The sequence below is a fragment of the Paludibaculum fermentans genome, assembly GCF_051172195.1.
Taxonomy (GTDB): domain Bacteria; phylum Acidobacteriota; class Terriglobia; order Bryobacterales; family Bryobacteraceae; genus Paludibaculum; species Paludibaculum fermentans_A.
Genome location: NZ_JBPJAQ010000001.1, coordinates 525,802 through 540,199, shown reverse-complemented (window position 1 = coordinate 540,199; position 14,398 = coordinate 525,802). Strand labels below are relative to the sequence as shown.

General features: G+C 62.4%; 14 protein-coding genes. 11 read left to right on the top strand and 3 right to left on the bottom strand.

Annotated elements, in window-relative coordinates:
• The first annotated feature begins 93 nt into the window (after positions 1–93).
• The 10 genes from cyaY (at position 94) to ACR9Y2_RS02180 (ending at position 9,945) form a co-directional block, all read left to right on the top strand.
• Positions 94–423: an iron donor protein CyaY gene (gene cyaY, locus ACR9Y2_RS02225; protein ID WP_435039391.1), complete on the top strand. Its 330-nt coding sequence runs from the start codon at positions 94–96 to the stop codon at positions 421–423.
• Positions 423–1,508 (top strand): radical SAM family heme chaperone HemW, encoded by a 1,086-nt coding sequence (hemW, locus tag ACR9Y2_RS02220; protein WP_435039390.1) that lies wholly within the window; start codon positions 423–425, stop codon positions 1,506–1,508. The genes cyaY and hemW overlap by 1 nt, the downstream gene beginning before the upstream one ends.
• Positions 1,501–2,538 (top strand): threonine aldolase family protein, encoded by a 1,038-nt coding sequence (locus tag ACR9Y2_RS02215; protein WP_435039389.1) that lies wholly within the window; start codon positions 1,501–1,503, stop codon positions 2,536–2,538. Before hemW ends, ACR9Y2_RS02215 begins: the two co-directional genes overlap by 8 nt.
• A 182-nt stretch (positions 2,539–2,720) precedes the next feature.
• Positions 2,721–3,302: a DUF3341 domain-containing protein gene (locus tag ACR9Y2_RS02210; RefSeq protein ID WP_435039388.1), complete on the top strand. Its 582-nt coding sequence runs from the start codon at positions 2,721–2,723 to the stop codon at positions 3,300–3,302.
• A gap of 129 nt (positions 3,303–3,431) precedes the next feature.
• Complete coding sequence (locus ACR9Y2_RS02205) at positions 3,432–3,776, top strand: STAS domain-containing protein (RefSeq protein WP_435039387.1); 345 nt, start codon at positions 3,432–3,434, stop codon at positions 3,774–3,776.
• A gap of 61 nt (positions 3,777–3,837) precedes the next feature.
• Positions 3,838–4,461: a TetR/AcrR family transcriptional regulator gene (locus tag ACR9Y2_RS02200; RefSeq protein WP_435039386.1), complete on the top strand. Its 624-nt coding sequence runs from the start codon at positions 3,838–3,840 to the stop codon at positions 4,459–4,461.
• Entirely contained in the window at positions 4,458–6,617 is a 2,160-nt protein-coding gene (locus tag ACR9Y2_RS02195; RefSeq protein ID WP_435039385.1) for a 3-hydroxyacyl-CoA dehydrogenase/enoyl-CoA hydratase family protein, read from the top strand. Before ACR9Y2_RS02200 ends, ACR9Y2_RS02195 begins: the two co-directional genes overlap by 4 nt.
• A 9-nt stretch (positions 6,618–6,626) precedes the next feature.
• Complete coding sequence (locus tag ACR9Y2_RS02190; protein ID WP_435039384.1) at positions 6,627–7,757, top strand: thiolase family protein; 1,131 nt, start codon at positions 6,627–6,629, stop codon at positions 7,755–7,757.
• On the top strand, positions 7,754–9,478 hold the full coding sequence (locus tag ACR9Y2_RS02185; protein WP_435039383.1) for an acyl-CoA dehydrogenase family protein: 1,725 nt from the start codon (positions 7,754–7,756) through the stop codon (positions 9,476–9,478). The genes ACR9Y2_RS02190 and ACR9Y2_RS02185 overlap by 4 nt, the downstream gene beginning before the upstream one ends.
• Positions 9,478–9,945 carry an AAA family ATPase gene (locus ACR9Y2_RS02180; RefSeq protein ID WP_435039382.1) on the top strand — a complete coding sequence of 156 codons (468 nt, stop codon included), beginning with the start codon at positions 9,478–9,480 and terminating at the stop codon, positions 9,943–9,945. Before ACR9Y2_RS02185 ends, ACR9Y2_RS02180 begins: the two co-directional genes overlap by 1 nt.
• On the opposite strand, the gene ACR9Y2_RS02175 is transcribed toward ACR9Y2_RS02180, so the two are convergent.
• Complete coding sequence (locus ACR9Y2_RS02175; protein ID WP_435039381.1) at positions 9,896–11,206, bottom strand: MFS transporter; 1,311 nt, start codon at positions 11,204–11,206, stop codon at positions 9,896–9,898. The genes ACR9Y2_RS02180 and ACR9Y2_RS02175 overlap by 50 nt on opposite strands.
• A 7-nt stretch (positions 11,207–11,213) precedes the next feature.
• Positions 11,214–12,200 (bottom strand): tryptophan--tRNA ligase, encoded by a 987-nt coding sequence (gene trpS / locus ACR9Y2_RS02170; protein ID WP_435039380.1) that lies wholly within the window; start codon positions 12,198–12,200, stop codon positions 11,214–11,216.
• Positions 12,201–12,244: 44 nt separating this feature from the next.
• Between trpS and ACR9Y2_RS02165 the strand changes: the two genes are divergently transcribed.
• A complete protein-coding gene (locus tag ACR9Y2_RS02165; RefSeq protein WP_435039379.1) occupies positions 12,245–13,444 on the top strand; it encodes a class I SAM-dependent RNA methyltransferase in 1,200 nt (399 codons plus the stop codon).
• 54 nt (positions 13,445–13,498) lie between these two features.
• Here the strand turns inward: ACR9Y2_RS02165 and ACR9Y2_RS02160 are convergent, their stop codons facing one another.
• On the bottom strand, positions 13,499–14,383 hold the full coding sequence (locus tag ACR9Y2_RS02160) for a hypothetical protein (protein ID WP_435039378.1): 885 nt from the start codon (positions 14,381–14,383) through the stop codon (positions 13,499–13,501).
• Positions 14,384–14,398: the final 15 nt, after the last annotated feature.

The window sequence follows — 14,398 nt, the reverse complement described above, 5'->3', positions numbered from 1 at the left end:
GCTCCAACCCAGACTAGCAAATCCGATCATTGCCTCTCCTTCGACTGCGCTTCCGGCGCCTCGGTCACCCCTGCACAAGCGGCTAAACTGTAGATGATGCTTACCGACCAGGAATTCCAGCAGCGGGTCGACCAGACCCTGGAAACCGTCTTTGCAAAACTGGCCGGAGCCAGCGACGACTACGATTTCGACGTGGACATGAACAACGGAGCGCTCACCGTCGAGTTCGAGGAACCCCGGGAACGCTTTGTCGTCAGCCCGAACAGTCCCGTCAAGCAGATCTGGGTCTCGGCTCACGTCCAAAGCTACAAATTCGACTGGAAGCCCGAGGCCGGCGCTTTTATGCTCCTCGATTCCGGCCAAACCCTGGAAGACCTGATGGTTTCCGCCATCCAGAAGCGGATTCCGGACTTTCACCTCTAGTGGCCGGCGTTTACATCTCCTGGCCGTTCTGCGCGCAGAAGTGCACTTACTGCAATTTCGCCTCCGGGGTCTTCCCGCGTGAATTGGAACAACAGTATTTGGATGCACTGACCCGCGAAATCCGCTCCACAATCTGGGGCTGGACCCCGCAGACTGTCTATCTGGGTGGTGGAACGCCCGCTTCAATGGATTCGGCCGCCCTGGACGGGCTCCTGGGCCTCATCCCCGGCCGCGCCTGGGCCGAGGCGACTATTGAGGCAGCGCCGGGCGCCATCTCCCGGGACCACGCCCAGGCTTGGGTTCGCTCCGGCTTGAACCGCGTCAGCCTCGGTGTGCAGTCGTTTGTGGAAACCGAACTGCGCCGCACTGGTCGAAAACACACCGCCGCGAATGTGGCGCAGGATGTCGCCATGCTCCGGTCCGAGGGCTTCTCCGAGATCAATATCGATCTCATCGCCGGACTCCCCGACCAGACCGCTCGCGGCTGGGCGGCATCGCTCGATCAGTTGGAAAGCCTGGATGTGCCCCATGTTTCCGTATACATGCTGGAGGTTGACGAGGATTCGCGGCTGGGCAAGGAACTTCTGCTGGGTGGGGTACGCTATGGGGCGATGGACGTCCCCGGCGAACAGCAGATAGTGGAATGTTACGAACAGGCGGTGGATCGCCTGGCGGAAATGGGCCTGCACCGCTACGAGATTTCCAATTTTGCACGGCCAGGTTCCGAGTCACTGCACAATCTCAAGTACTGGCAACTTGAGCCTTATTATGGGTTTGGGGCGGATGCTCACTCGTTCGACGGCCGCCTGCGCTGGCAAAATGTGGAGTCGCCCTCCGAATATGTCTCCACTCCGGATCCGCGTTTGAGTTCCGTCGAGGCGATCCTCGCCGAAGAGCGGTTCTTCGTCGGTTTACGCCTCATGAGAGGCATCCAACCGACCCCGGACGAGTGGTCGGAGCACCGCGCTGTCATCGATCAGTTTGTTGCCGACGGCCTTCTGGCCACAGACGGGCAGACCCTGCGCCTGACGCCGCGCGGCATCCTGCTCTCCAATGAGGTGTTTGAGGAATTCATTCATGCCTGAGACTATGATCGACCTGAGATCCGACACGGTGACCCGGCCCACACCCGAGATGCGGCGCGCCATGGCCGACGCCGAGGTGGGAGACGACGTCTATCGCGAAGATCCCACCATTAACCTGCTCGAGGCCCGGGCGGCTGAAATCTTCGGCAAAGAGTCTGCGCTGTTCCTGCCCACCGGAACAATGGGCAATACCATCGGCGTGAAGTGCCTCACCACCCACGGCCAGGAAGTAATCTGCGATGCCCGCGGCCACCTCCTGAACTACGAACTCTCCATGACATCGTGGTTCTCGGGTTGCCAGATCCGGGCCATCCATACTGAGGACGGAATCCTTACATGGGATGCCATTCAGCGCGAAATCCGTCCACTGGGTCCCCACGCCGCCGACACCGGCTGCATCGAGCTCGAGAACACGCACAATATGGCCGGTGGCACCGTCTATCCACAGGCGGTGATCGACGAAATCTGCGATCACGCCCACGACCGCGGCATTGCCGTCCATATGGATGGCGCCCGCATCTTCAACGCAGCTACTGCCTCTGGTGTCGGCGTCAAACAGATGTGCGCGAAGGTCGACACCGTGCAGTTCTGTCTTTCCAAGGGGTTGGGCGCTCCGGCTGGATCGATGATCGTCGGCACCGAGGCTCATATGAAGAAGGCTCGCCTCTACCGCAAACGTCTCGGCGGCGGAATGCGCCAGGTGGGCATCCTTGGCGCCGCTGGGCTCATCGCTTTAGAGACCATGCCGCACCGGCTGTCCCTCGACCACGAGAATGCGCGCACGCTGGCAGCCGGCCTGGCCCAAATCCCGGGCATCCGGGTAATTACCCCGGTGCCTGCCACCAACATCGTGATTTTCGACGTCTCCAGCACCAGCCAGGGGAGTGCCTCCATCAGCGCGGCCCTGAAATTGCGCGGCGTGCTCATCAACGGCATCAATCCCACCACCATGCGGGCCGTCACTCATTACGACGTCTCGGCCGGGCAGTGCGCCCAGGCTTTGACAGCCCTCGCTGAAGTGCTTTCCTGATCGGAGATATCTGGCGAAAATCGTCAGGCGGAATTACTACCCGCCTGGCGGGAAGAATTGCCTGTTTCCTCCTCTAACGGCCCGGAAGCGGTGAGCGGGTGTTCGCAAACCACAGAAAATAAACACCATGACGGAATGGCCGTGCGCTTGCTTATCTTCTTCCGTGTAAGGAGAACAGCCCAATGGCAAGCAAGAATCTGGCAGTCATGGCCACCTACGTATCCCTCAATGATGCGGAAAATGCCCTGAATCTCCTGCGCCGCGCCGGGTTTCGTGGCACAGATCATTCGCTCCTGCTCTCCATCAACGAGGGTACGAAGGATCTGGTCCATGTGAAGAGCAGCAAAGCTCCGGAAGGCGCGGTCGCGGGCTTCGTCGCCGGGGCCTTCATCGGCGCCGTTATCGCTTGGCTTCTGGCCGGCGGCTCGATCCACGTTCCCTATCTGGACCCCTATCTCGCGGCCGACCCGGCCCTGGTCGTGCTCGCCGGAATGAGCATCGGTGCGGTCATCGGTGGGCTCATCGGCACACTGGCCGGCTGCATTATCCCCGAGTACGAGACCCGCCGCTGCAATGGCCGGCGTCGTCGCGGGGCGATCCTTCTGTCAGTGCACTGCGACAACAAACAGTGGAAGAACCAGGCAGTCTCCCTGTTGCGCACCTCCGGAGCGGACGACATCGGCTGCGTGCGGGAATCCTCAGCCGATTTTGCCTCCACCGATAAGCCCATGCCGCGCAATGTCGAACATGAAACTATCGTCTAGAAATCAATGGTTTAGCTGGGCAGCCGGGCGTCGGCGCCGGAAATAGGCACAGAGCCGCGCCCCGCCGCCCCAATTGGGAGCGGTTCCTTTGCTACGATGAGTTTTCTCCTACAGGAGGAACTCTTTCTCATGTCCGTCCACATCCAGACCCGCGAAGTAAATGGCGTTACGGTGATGGCCTGCACCGGCACCATCACGCTGGGAGAATCCACCAGCCTGTTTCGAAATACCTTACGCGAATTGCTCCAGAAGGGAACCCGGAAGCTGTTGCTCGACTTGGGCGGCGTGACTTACCTCGATTCGACCGGCATCGGCGAACTGGTGGGTGCCTATACCTCTGCCCGCAACGTCTCCGCCCAGATCAAACTGGCCCGTCTGCCTGAGAAGATCTACAATCTTCTCCAGATCACCAAACTCATCACTGTCTTCGAAATCTTCGACGACGAGGCCGAGGCCGTCAGAAGCTTCAAATAGACCCTGCGTTGCCTGAATGTGAGCCTCCAGCTTGTGCTGGACATCCACCATACAGTGATGTATGGTACTCACAATGCTCATTCAAGGCAGCCCTGACCTGGGTGTCAGGGGCGTGCGTTCCTCCAAAACCGCGCCGGTTAGCCCGCTCAGTCCAACTGACTGGCTGAAGCACGGCTTGTCCGCCTTGGCTGCCGGCGGCCCCCGCGCGCTCCGTGCTGAGGTCCTGGCCCGCGAATTGGGCGTGTCGCGCGGCTCCTTCTACTGGCACTTCCAGTCTCTGGACGACTTCCACGCGCAACTGCTCTCCTTTTGGACCCATGTCGCCGTCGACAAAATGATCGACCTGCATGAACGCGCCGCCGCTTCCCCGCAGTCCCGCCTGAAAGCGATAGTCCTGCATGCGTTCACCACGGACCTGCGCTTCGAACGCGCCATGCGTGCTTGGTCGCTCGAGGCGGAGCGCGTCGCCACGGCCCTGGCGCAGATCGACGCGCGCCGTACCGCCTATCTCAGCCGGTTGCTGCGAGCGGCCGGACACGACCAGAAAAGCGCCGCCGCCCGAGCCCGGCTGATGTATACCGCCTTTGTCGGGTTTGTGGTGCGGCCGTCACCCGCCGACGCACGCGGCGAACAGCTCGCGAATTTCATTGTTTCCACGCTGTTGAAGAGGAATCCCACATCATGAAGCCAATCCGCCAGGTCGCGGTGCTCGGCGCCGGAACCATGGGCGCGCGCATCGCCGCGCACTTCGCCAATGCGCGCATTCCTGCCCTGCTGCTCGACCTCACCGCGGCGCAGGCCGCCAAGGGCCTGGAAGCCGCGCGCAAGCAATCGCCCGGAGCGTTCTATACCGAGCAGGGTGCCGCCCTTGTGACGCCAGGCAGCTTCGACGAACACTTGTCCCTGCTCAGCGGCGTCGATTGGGTGATCGAAGCGGTGACCGAGAACCTGGAGATCAAGCGTTCGCTCTGGGAGCGGGTCCTGCGGAATGCGCCCGCCGCGGCCACCCTCACCACCAATACCTCCGGCATCCCGCTGCGATCCATCTGCGAAGGCTGGCCGGAGGATCGCCGCCGGCGCTTTCTGGGCACGCACTTTTTCAATCCGCCCCGCTACCTCCATTTGCTGGAATTGATCCCTGGTCCCGCTACGGATGAGTCTCTCCTGACGGACGTCGGTGCTTTCGCTGACCGCGTTCTCGGTAAGGGCGTTGTGATCTGCAAGGACACGCCCAACTTCATCGCCAACCGGATTGGTTCGTTCTTCGGCGCGACAATCTACCAGCTCATGCAGAAGCTGGATCTCACCATCGAGGAAGTGGATGCGCTCACCGGTCCGGTAATCGGCCTCCCCAAGTCAGCCTCCTTCCGGCTGCTGGACATCGTCGGACTGGATGTCTGGAACCTGGTCTCGAAGAACCTCTACGATTTGGTGCCGGACGATCCGTGGCGCGAGCGCTTCCTGCCTCAGCCCTTCCTGGGTGAGATGCTCCAGCGCGGTTGGCTGGGCGATAAAACCGGACAGGGCTTCTTCCAGCGGCGGGGCCCGAAGAAAGAGATCTGGGCAATCGATTGGAAGACCTTCGAATACCACCTGGCCGCCAAGGTCAAATTGCCCGCGCTCGAGAATGCGAAGCTGATTGAGGATCTGCCCACGCGCCTGCGTACCCTCTATGCAGACACCTCGAAGGCTGGCGAGTTCTACCGCGGCCTGTTCGACGATGTCTATGCCTACGCTTCGGCAATGCTGCCCCAAATCGCGCATTCGCCCCAGGACATCGATCACGCAATGGAATGGGGCTACGCCCACACCGTGGGTCCGTTCGGCATCGCTCGAATTCTGGGGCTCGATCCGCCTCCGCCGCAAGCCGTAGACACACCACGCCCCGGGATCTTTATTCTTCAGCGGCAGACGGTGGTTCAGTCCAACTCCGGAGCCTCCCTGCGTGATCTCGGCGACGGCTGCCTGTGCCTGGAGTTCCACTCCAAGATGAACTCGCTGGGCGACGACGGCATTTCGATGATCTACTCAGGCCTCAAGCGCTTGGAGGAGGATTTCGATGCGCTGGTAATCGCCAATCAGGGCGAGAACTTCAGCGTCGGCGCCAACCTCATGATGGTTCTGCTCGCGGCGCAGGAGCAGGAATGGGATGAACTCAACGCCGCCATCCATCGTTTTCAACAGGCCAGCATGGCCATCAAATACGCGGCGAAACCAGTGGTGGTCGCTCCGCACCAGCGCGCGCTGGGCGGCGGCTGCGAACTCGTGCTGCACGCACCTCGCGTGCAGAGCGCGGCGGAACTCTATATGGGGCTGGTAGAGGTGGGCGTCGGTGTCATTCCCGGCGCCGGCGGCTGCAAGGAACTCATTGCCCGCCTCAAGGATCCGCGCAAGGTCTTCGAACTCATCGGAATGGCCAAAGTCTCCACCTCGGCTGAAAATGCCCGGGATCTCGGACTACTGGAAAAATCGGCGGCCGTGACGATGAATCCGCGCAGGCTGATCGGCGACGCCAGGCAGGCTGCCCTGTCCATGGTCTCCTCCTACCGGCCGGGAGCCCCACGCTCCGACATCAAAGTGGGTGGCGATCCGGCGTTTGCCGCCCTGCGCATCGGCGCCTGGCTCATGCGTCAGTCTGAATACATCAGCGACCACGATATGCTCATCGCCGAGAAGTTGGGACGCGTTCTCACCGGTGGAGAATTCCCGGGCGAGCGCCTCGTCTCCGAACAGCATCTGCTCGACCTGGAGCGCGAAGCGTTCCTTAGCCTGTGCGGCACTGTCAAAACCCAGGAACGCATCGCCTTCATGCTCAAGAACGGGAAACCGCTCCGCAATTAGGATCTCCCCATGACCATGCCCGTCATCATCGACTGTCTGCGAACCCCCGCCGGCAAAGCGCCGAAGGGCGCACTGCGCCAGATGCGGCCCGACGATATGGCTGCCGCCGTCTTCCGCGCGCTGGTCGCCAAATACCCGCAAGTGGCGCCGGAAACCATCGACGACGTGATCCTCGGTTGCGCTATGCCGGAAGGCGAGCAGGGGATGAATGTAGCCCGCATCGCCGCGCTCGCGGCCGGGTTGCCTGTCAGCGTCCCCGCGGTCACCATCAATCGCTTCTGTTCGTCGGGTCTGCAGGCCATCGCCATGGCAGCCGAGAAGATCATGGCGGGAAGCGCCGGCATCGTCCTGGCGGGTGGCGCCGAGTCCATGAGCATGGTGCCCATGTGCGGCTACAAATTTGCGCCCAACCCGAAGCTCGCCCTGGAGTGGCCAGAGATCTACATCTCGATGGGGCTCACCGCGGAAAACCTCCAGCGGCAATACAACATCAGCCGCGAGGATCAGGACGCATTCGCATTCCGCTCGCACCAGAACGCCCTGCGGGCCCAGCAGGAGGGCCGGTTCGACGACGAACTGGTACCCGTGAATGGCTTGGCGAAGGACGAAGGCCCTCGCGCGGACACATCCCTGGAAGCTCTGGCCAAGCTCAAGCCGGTCTTTCACGCCAGGGGTACCGTGACGGCGGGCAACGCGTCGCAGACCTCCGACGGCGCGGCCGCGGCCCTCGTCACCTCCGAAGCCAAAGCACGCGAACTCGGGTTGAAGCCCATGGCCCGCTTTGTCTCGTTTGCCGTTGCCGGCTGCGCGCCCGAAGTCATGGGCATCGGCCCCGTGTTCGCCATCCCAAAAGCGCTGAAGCTGGCCGGGCTGCGAATCGAAGACATCGATGTGATTGAATTGAACGAAGCATTCGCCGTGCAGGCTCTGGCGGTGATAAGAGAGGCTGGCTTGAATCCGGACCGGGTCAATGTGAATGGCGGGGCGGTTGCCCTGGGCCATCCCCTGGGCTGCACTGGTGCGAAACTGACGGCTACTATCCTGCGCGAGATGAAACGCCGTGGCGCGCGCTACGGCATGGTGACTATGTGTATCGGGGGCGGCCAAGGCGCCGCGGGCATTCTGGAGAACATGCAATGAGCACCATCGCACCAACTACGCCCACATTGAAGGGCGGCGAGTTTCTCATCCGCTCGGTGGACTCCCGGGAGATCTTTACACCTGAGGACTTCACCGAAGAGCACCGGGCTATCGCAAAAACAACCGACGAATTCTGGAACAAAGAGGTGGTTCCGAACCTGGAGGCGATCCAGCATCAGGATCATGAGGCGGCCGCGCGGGTTCTGAAGAAATCCGCCGAACTCGGCCTCACCGCCGTGGTCGTTCCTGAATCCTACGGCGGCATGGAGATGGACCTCATCTCGGCCATGATCGTCGCCGAAGGCTTGGCCAGGGACGGCTCCTACGCAGGCTGGCACGGCGCTCACGCCGGCATCGGCACACTGCCGCTGCTGCTCTTCGGTACCGATGAACAGAAGCAGCAGTATCTGCCTAAACTTACCTCGGGCGACTGGATCGGCGCCTATGCCCTGACCGAGCCTCATGCCGGCTCCGATGCCTTGGCCGCCAAAACCCGGGCCGATCTCTCTCCCGACGGCTCGCACTATGTGCTCAACGGCTCGAAGATGTGGATCACCAACGCCGGCAAGGCCGACTTGTTCACCGTCTTCGCCAAGGTCAACGGCGAACAGTTCACGGCGTTCCTGGTCGAACGCAACGTCCCTGGGCTCACTGTCGGGCAGGAAGAAAAGAAGATGGGCATCAAGGGCTCATCCACCTGCGCCGTTTACTTCGACAATGTGCGTGTACCGGCCGCCAACCTTTTGGGCGAAATCGGCCGCGGGCACATCATCGCCTTCAATATCCTCAACCTCGGCCGCCTGAAACTCGGCCCGTTCGCAGTCGGCGGTTCGAAGAACGTCATCCAGTCGTGCATCAAGTACGCCAAGGAACGCAACGCCTTCGGCGGACCCATCGCCCGCTTTGGTGTCATCCAGTACAAGCTGGCCGAGATGATGATCCGCACCTTCGCCGCTGAGACAATGAGCTACCGCGTCGCCGGGGAAGTCGAGCGCCACGGCGATGTCCTCAAGGGTGCCGAAGAGTTCGCCATCGAGTGCAGCTACGTCAAGGTTTTCGCCTCCGAGGTGCTCGACTACGTGGTCGACGAAGGCGTCCAGATCCACGGTGGTTACGGCTACCACCAGGACTACATGGTGGAGCGCGCTTACCGCGACTCCCGCATCAACCGCATCTTCGAAGGCACCAACGAAATCAACCGGCTGCTGGCCACCGGCATGCTCCTGAAGCGGGCCATGCGCGGCCAACTCCCACTGGTGGCGGCCGTCAAACAGGTGCAGGACGAGCTTCTGTCTCCTTCGCTCTCCTCGGCCGCGCCCGACCTCGTGTCGAACGCACGCAAGATCACACTCATTGCTCTCGGCATTGCCTTCCAGCGTTTCCGTGAAAAGCTCGACGAGCAACAGGAAGTCGTCGCCGCGCTGACGGATTGCGCCATGAACACCTTCGCCATGGAAAGCGTGGCGCTGCGCTGTGAGCGCCTGCAAGGGACCCCCAAGGCGGCCTTCGCAGCCGATGTGCGCGATGTGTTCCTGCGAGATGCCCTGAATACCGTCGAGGACAGCGCCCGCATGGTGCTCTCCGCTGCCTCGGAAGGTGACGCGCTCCGGACGAACATGGCAGTTCTCCGCCGCTTCGCCAAGTACGAACCAGTCGATTCCGTGACGGCTCGCCGCCGGTTGGCCACACGGATGCTGGAAACCGGCCGGTATCTGTTCTAATGCGCCTGGTCATCCTGGTGGGCTTGCCCGCTTCCGGCAAGTCCACCTGGGCCCAAAGTAAGGGGCTGCCCATTCTCTCTTCGGATGCCGTCCGTGAGCTGCTCACCGGCGACGCGACGCACCAGGGCGTCAACAGGCTCGTCTTCCGCACCCTGCGCCAACTCGCGGCGGCCCGTCAGCAAGCCGGCATGCCCGTCACTTGCATCGATTCCACGGCACTTACGGTCTGGGAACGCCGCTGCTGGCTGCGCTTTGCCCAGCTTCACAATTGCCGGGCCGAGGTGGTGTACTTCGATCTCCCCTTGGCGGAGTGCAAACGGCGCAATGCCGCTCGCCAACGCGTCGTCCCGGATCATGTGATGGACTGGATGTCCGCTCGCCTGCAGCCGCCGGCAGCCAGCGAAGGCTTCGATCGGATTACGGTTGTCCGCCCGGAGGCGCCGCTTCCTTCCAGTTCTTCTGCATAAGCAGCCAAATTCCGGCCGGCACCAGCCCCAGGCAGCCACTGATGAACGCCACCGTCCGCACCGAAAGGCCCAGGTCCACGGCCTGCGAGGCCAGAAAGCTCATGCAGCTCATCACCAGGAATAAACCGCTGAAGTCCGCTGAGAACACCCGCCCCCGGTAGCGGTCTTCCGTCATCCCCTGCAGCATCGTCGTCGAAAACACCCAGGCGATCGAGGTGCCCGCATGGCCCAAGGCGACGGCCGCGCAGGCCAGAGCCAACGTGGGGGCGGCGCTCAATAGGCAGTAGGAAGCGGCCGCAATCAGGAACGCGAACAGGATTCCTGTGCGCATCCGTTTCTCATTGTTCCTGGCCCAGTAGCCCGACGAGAACGAGCCGATCAGCGACCCCAGCCCTCTCGCGCCCAATAGCAGGCTCATGCTCAGCGTGCCGCCCCGTGCCAGGTCCGCACCGTGGCCGGTAATCGGAAAAATCCGCTCCCCATAGATGGGCAGGATCACCCAGTGCGCGCCCAGCAGGCCCATGCCCGCCTTCACCATCAGGGTTGCCGTCAGCCGCCGGTCGCGCCGGATATACCGGATGCCTTCCATCACGGGGCTGAAGTCGATCATGTCCTTCAGGCAGAAGGCCGGCAGATGGGCCGCATGGGTCTCTTTCAGCTTCATGGCCGCCAGCAGCAGGGCGGAGACCACGAATGACAGGGCGTTCACAACGAACAATACATCCCGCCCGAACTTGTAGGCGATCAACCCGCCCAGTCCGCTGCCGATCGCGAAATTGATGGCCCAGGTGGTGGACGAGAGCGCATTCGCCACCATCACCTCGCCATCGTCCCGTGCGATGTTCGGCACAATTGCGCTGCGGCCCGGCTCAAACAGCGCCCACATGATGGTTTCCAGGAACAGCAGGATCCATACCAGCCACACCATGCTGGCCGACTTCACAAACACCATCGCCAGCACAATGAAGAACCGGCAGCAGTCGGCGAAGATCATGATCGTCCGCCGGTTCAGCCGGTCGTTCAACACCCCGGCGGTGGGGGCCATGAATACCTGCGGCAACAGTTGCAGCACCACGGCGAAGCCCACTGATTTCGCCTCGCCGGTGAGTTCCAACAGCAGGCTGTAGATGGCGACCGCGTACAGCCAGTCGCCCATCTCGCTCACTACCTGGGCGAACCACAACAGGCGGAAGTTGCGGTTCTCCCGGAGTATCCGGCCGTACGCCGCCAGCGAGTAGGATCTGGCCCCGGCCGCGCTCATGGCTGGCCTAGTCCGTGTAAATGCCCATGCGCTGCTTTACCAGCCGCACGGTATCATTGGCGACCGGCGCGACGCGCTCGGCGGCCTCTCGCAGGACACCCTTCAAATAGGCGGGGTCGGCGGTGATCTCCCGGTACCGCTGCTGGATCGGCTCCAGGCCGGCCACAACCGCCTCGGCCACCGTCTTCTTCAGGTCGCCATACCGCAGGCCCGCGAAGTGGCTCTTGATCTGGTCGTCCGTCCAGCCGGTGAACGCCTGGTGAATGGTCAGCAGATTGGCCACACCCGCACCCATGGTGTCGAAATCGACCCCGCTGCCGGAGTCGGTGGTGGCCCGCATGATCTTCTTCCTGATCACGGACGGCTCGTCCAACAGCGCGACCGCGTGGTTCGAACCCGTCTCCGACTTGCTCATCTTCTTCGTCGGATCGTCCAGTCCCATGATGCGCGCGCCCACCATCGGCAACTTGGTCTCCGGCATCACAAACGTGTCGCCATACTGCGAGTTGAAACGCTGCGCCACGTCGCGGGTCAATTCCAGGTGTTGCGTCTGGTCATCCCCCACCGGCACCGCGTTTGCCTTGTACAGCAGGATGTCTGCCGCCATTAATACGGGATACTGCAGCAGCCCGTCGCTGATGCTCTCCTGCTTCGCCGACTTGTCTTTGAACTGCGTCATCCGCTCCAGCCAGCCCAGCGGCGTCACACAGGTGAGCAGCCAGCAGAGCTCGGCGTGCGCGGCCACCGTCGATTGCACGACGACCGAGGAGATCTTCGGATCGATGCCGGCCGCCAGAAATATAGCCGCCGTCTGCTCGATCTTCCGGCGCAGTTCCGCCGGCTCCTGAAAGAGCGTGATCGCGTGCAGATCCACGATGCAAAACACGCATTCGTAGTCGTGCTGCATGCGGACCCAGTTCTTCAGGGCGCCCAGATAGTTTCCAATGTGGAGGCTTCCAGTGGGCTGGATTCCGGACAGGACTCGTGGTTTCATGCTGAACTGATAGAGAAGAGTAATTTTTATCGTAAGGGATGCGCATGGCTGAAGTGAAGATCGAGAAGTGGGTTTACGGCGGCGCGGGCCTCGGCCGGACTGACGGCCAGGTCACGCTTGTACCGTTCGTGATGCCCGGCGAGCAAGTGCGCGTCGAGCCTGTCAAACAAAAGACCGGCATGGTGGAAGGCCGGGTGGCCGAGTGGTTGGAACGCAGCGAGGCCCGCATTGAGCCCGCCTGCCCGTATTTCGAAAAGTGCGGAGGCTGCCACTACCAGATGGCGCCTTATGACATGCAGGTCGCCCAAAAGGCGGAAATCCTGCGCGAAGTCCTGCGCCGCGTAGGCAAAATCGAAGCGCCGGAAAAGATCGAGACCATCAGCGCCGAACCCTGGGGCTACCGCAATCGCAGCCAGTTCCACTTCGGCCCCCAGCACTCGCTGGGCTTCAAAGCCGCCGGCAGCGATCGCGTTGTCGACGTGGACAAATGCCCCATCTCCGCGCCGCTCATCAACGACGCGCTGAAGAAACTGCGCGGACTGCGCCGCGACAAGCATTTTCCCCGTTTTCTCAAAGAGATAGAGCTATTCACCAATGGCGAACAAACCATGGTGAACGTGCTCTCCACCGAGGGCAGCCGCGGCGTGGCCAAGGGCTTCTTCGACTGGCTGGGCCTGCAGATTCCCGGCGCCTCCGAAGGAGCGCTGGAATATGCCGCGGCCGGCGAAAAGTTTCGCGTCAGCCACAAGTCATTCTTCCAGGTGAACCGCTTCCTCGCCGATGAAATGGTGAAATGCGCCATCGAAGGCGCCGAGGGTAAGACCGCGCTCGACCTCTACGCCGGCGTGGGTTTGTTCACCCTTCCGCTCGCTCGCCGCTTTGAAAAGGTCACCGGTGTCGAAAGCGATGGCTCGGCCGTTCGGGATCTGGAATTCAATGCGGAGCGCAGCGGCGTCAAAGCCAAGGCCTTACGCCTGCAATCCGAGCAGTACCTCGAAAACCTGACCGCCACGCCCGATTTTGTCCTGGCCGATCCGCCCCGCAGCGGCCTCGGCAAGGCGGTCGTCAAACACCTGGTCCGCCTCCTGCCGCCGCGCCTCAGCCTCGTCTCCTGCGATCCCGCCACCCTCGCGCGCGACGCCGCCGTCCTGATTGGCGCAGGCTACCGCTTCGAGAAGATGACTATGATTGATCTCTTCCCGCAGACCTATCACATTGAAACCATTGTCTTAATGGTTCGCTAGTCAGCCAGGAATCCAGCGGCCGCCCGGCTCCAGGCTCGGGCGGCCGCTCTCACCTTAAAGTTCCAGTTTTCCGCCCGCCACCATCTCGGACAGCTTGAACTTCCGCTTCACCATCATCGGGCCGACGCTGGTAACGAACTCGACTTCCTTGTCATCCAGGCTGATCGGATCGTCCTTCGAAAACAGGAAATAGACTACCCGCGGACCCTCGCCGTTCGGCATCAGCACATCCACTGGATGCATCGGGTCGTGTCCTTTGCGGTTGATCTGGGTCTGGGCTTTCATGCGTGCTTTCATCTGCTCCGGATCCGGGCCCCGCCGCGCACCTCCTTCTGGGCCGCCCTGTTGCGCTCCGGCCTGGAATCGCTGCTGCTCCATGCCGGGCCTCGGGCCCCCACGCATGCCACCGCCCATCATCGGCAATCCATCCACCGCGATGACATAGTTCTTGCTCGGTTCGCTCAGGGCTGCCTGGGCAGACTTCGCCTGGCCGGGTTCGCTGGCGGATTTCAGTTGAGCCATCGCCTGGCGCACGGGCAGGGAACTCTGCCAGCGGACCACGGCGCTCATGCCGCCGCCCCCCGGACCGCCCATGCCGCCGCCACCGGGACCGCCCATGCCGCCGCCGCCGGGACCACCCATTCCTCCTCCACCAGGTCCACCCATACCGCCGCCGCCGGGGCCGCCCATTCCTCCTCCTCCAGGTCCACCCATACCACCGCCACCGCCGGGCCGGCCCATGCCGCCCTCGCCGGTGTCACCCACCCCGCCGCCAAATGTGACGTTGGCGTTCCGTGCCCACGGAGAGTCCGTCAAAACGCGGCGGGCTTCCTTCTCCGTCCACTCGGTGTACGGTTTCTTTTCCCAGAAGTCGGCCGCAAATAGCAGAGCGGCCCCCGTGAGGAGGCCGCCGGTCATTGCCACGATGTTCAATCGCATGGTAATACCCTCTTA

Bases quoted from the DNA above. Each gene is read 5' to 3' on its own strand.
- ACR9Y2_RS02195 (WP_435039385.1), top strand. From the start codon at position 4,458: ATGAAGCCAATCCGCCAGGTCGCGGTGCTCGGCGCCGGAACCATGGGC.
- trpS (WP_435039380.1), bottom strand. From the start codon at position 12,200: ATGAAACCACGAGTCCTGTCCGGAATCCAGCCCACTGGAAGCCTCCAC.
- ACR9Y2_RS02200 (WP_435039386.1), top strand. From the start codon at position 3,838: ATGGTACTCACAATGCTCATTCAAGGCAGCCCTGACCTGGGTGTCAGG.
- ACR9Y2_RS02175 (WP_435039381.1), bottom strand. From the start codon at position 11,206: ATGAGCGCGGCCGGGGCCAGATCCTACTCGCTGGCGGCGTACGGCCGG.
- ACR9Y2_RS02190 (WP_435039384.1), top strand. From the start codon at position 6,627: ATGACCATGCCCGTCATCATCGACTGTCTGCGAACCCCCGCCGGCAAA.
- cyaY (WP_435039391.1), top strand. From the start codon at position 94: ATGATGCTTACCGACCAGGAATTCCAGCAGCGGGTCGACCAGACCCTG.
- ACR9Y2_RS02165 (WP_435039379.1), top strand. From the start codon at position 12,245: ATGGCTGAAGTGAAGATCGAGAAGTGGGTTTACGGCGGCGCGGGCCTC.
- ACR9Y2_RS02215 (WP_435039389.1), top strand. From the start codon at position 1,501: ATGCCTGAGACTATGATCGACCTGAGATCCGACACGGTGACCCGGCCC.
- ACR9Y2_RS02205 (WP_435039387.1), top strand. From the start codon at position 3,432: ATGTCCGTCCACATCCAGACCCGCGAAGTAAATGGCGTTACGGTGATG.
- ACR9Y2_RS02210 (WP_435039388.1), top strand. From the start codon at position 2,721: ATGGCAAGCAAGAATCTGGCAGTCATGGCCACCTACGTATCCCTCAAT.
- ACR9Y2_RS02160 (WP_435039378.1), bottom strand. From the start codon at position 14,383: ATGCGATTGAACATCGTGGCAATGACCGGCGGCCTCCTCACGGGGGCC.
- ACR9Y2_RS02185 (WP_435039383.1), top strand. From the start codon at position 7,754: ATGAGCACCATCGCACCAACTACGCCCACATTGAAGGGCGGCGAGTTT.
- ACR9Y2_RS02180 (WP_435039382.1), top strand. From the start codon at position 9,478: ATGCGCCTGGTCATCCTGGTGGGCTTGCCCGCTTCCGGCAAGTCCACC.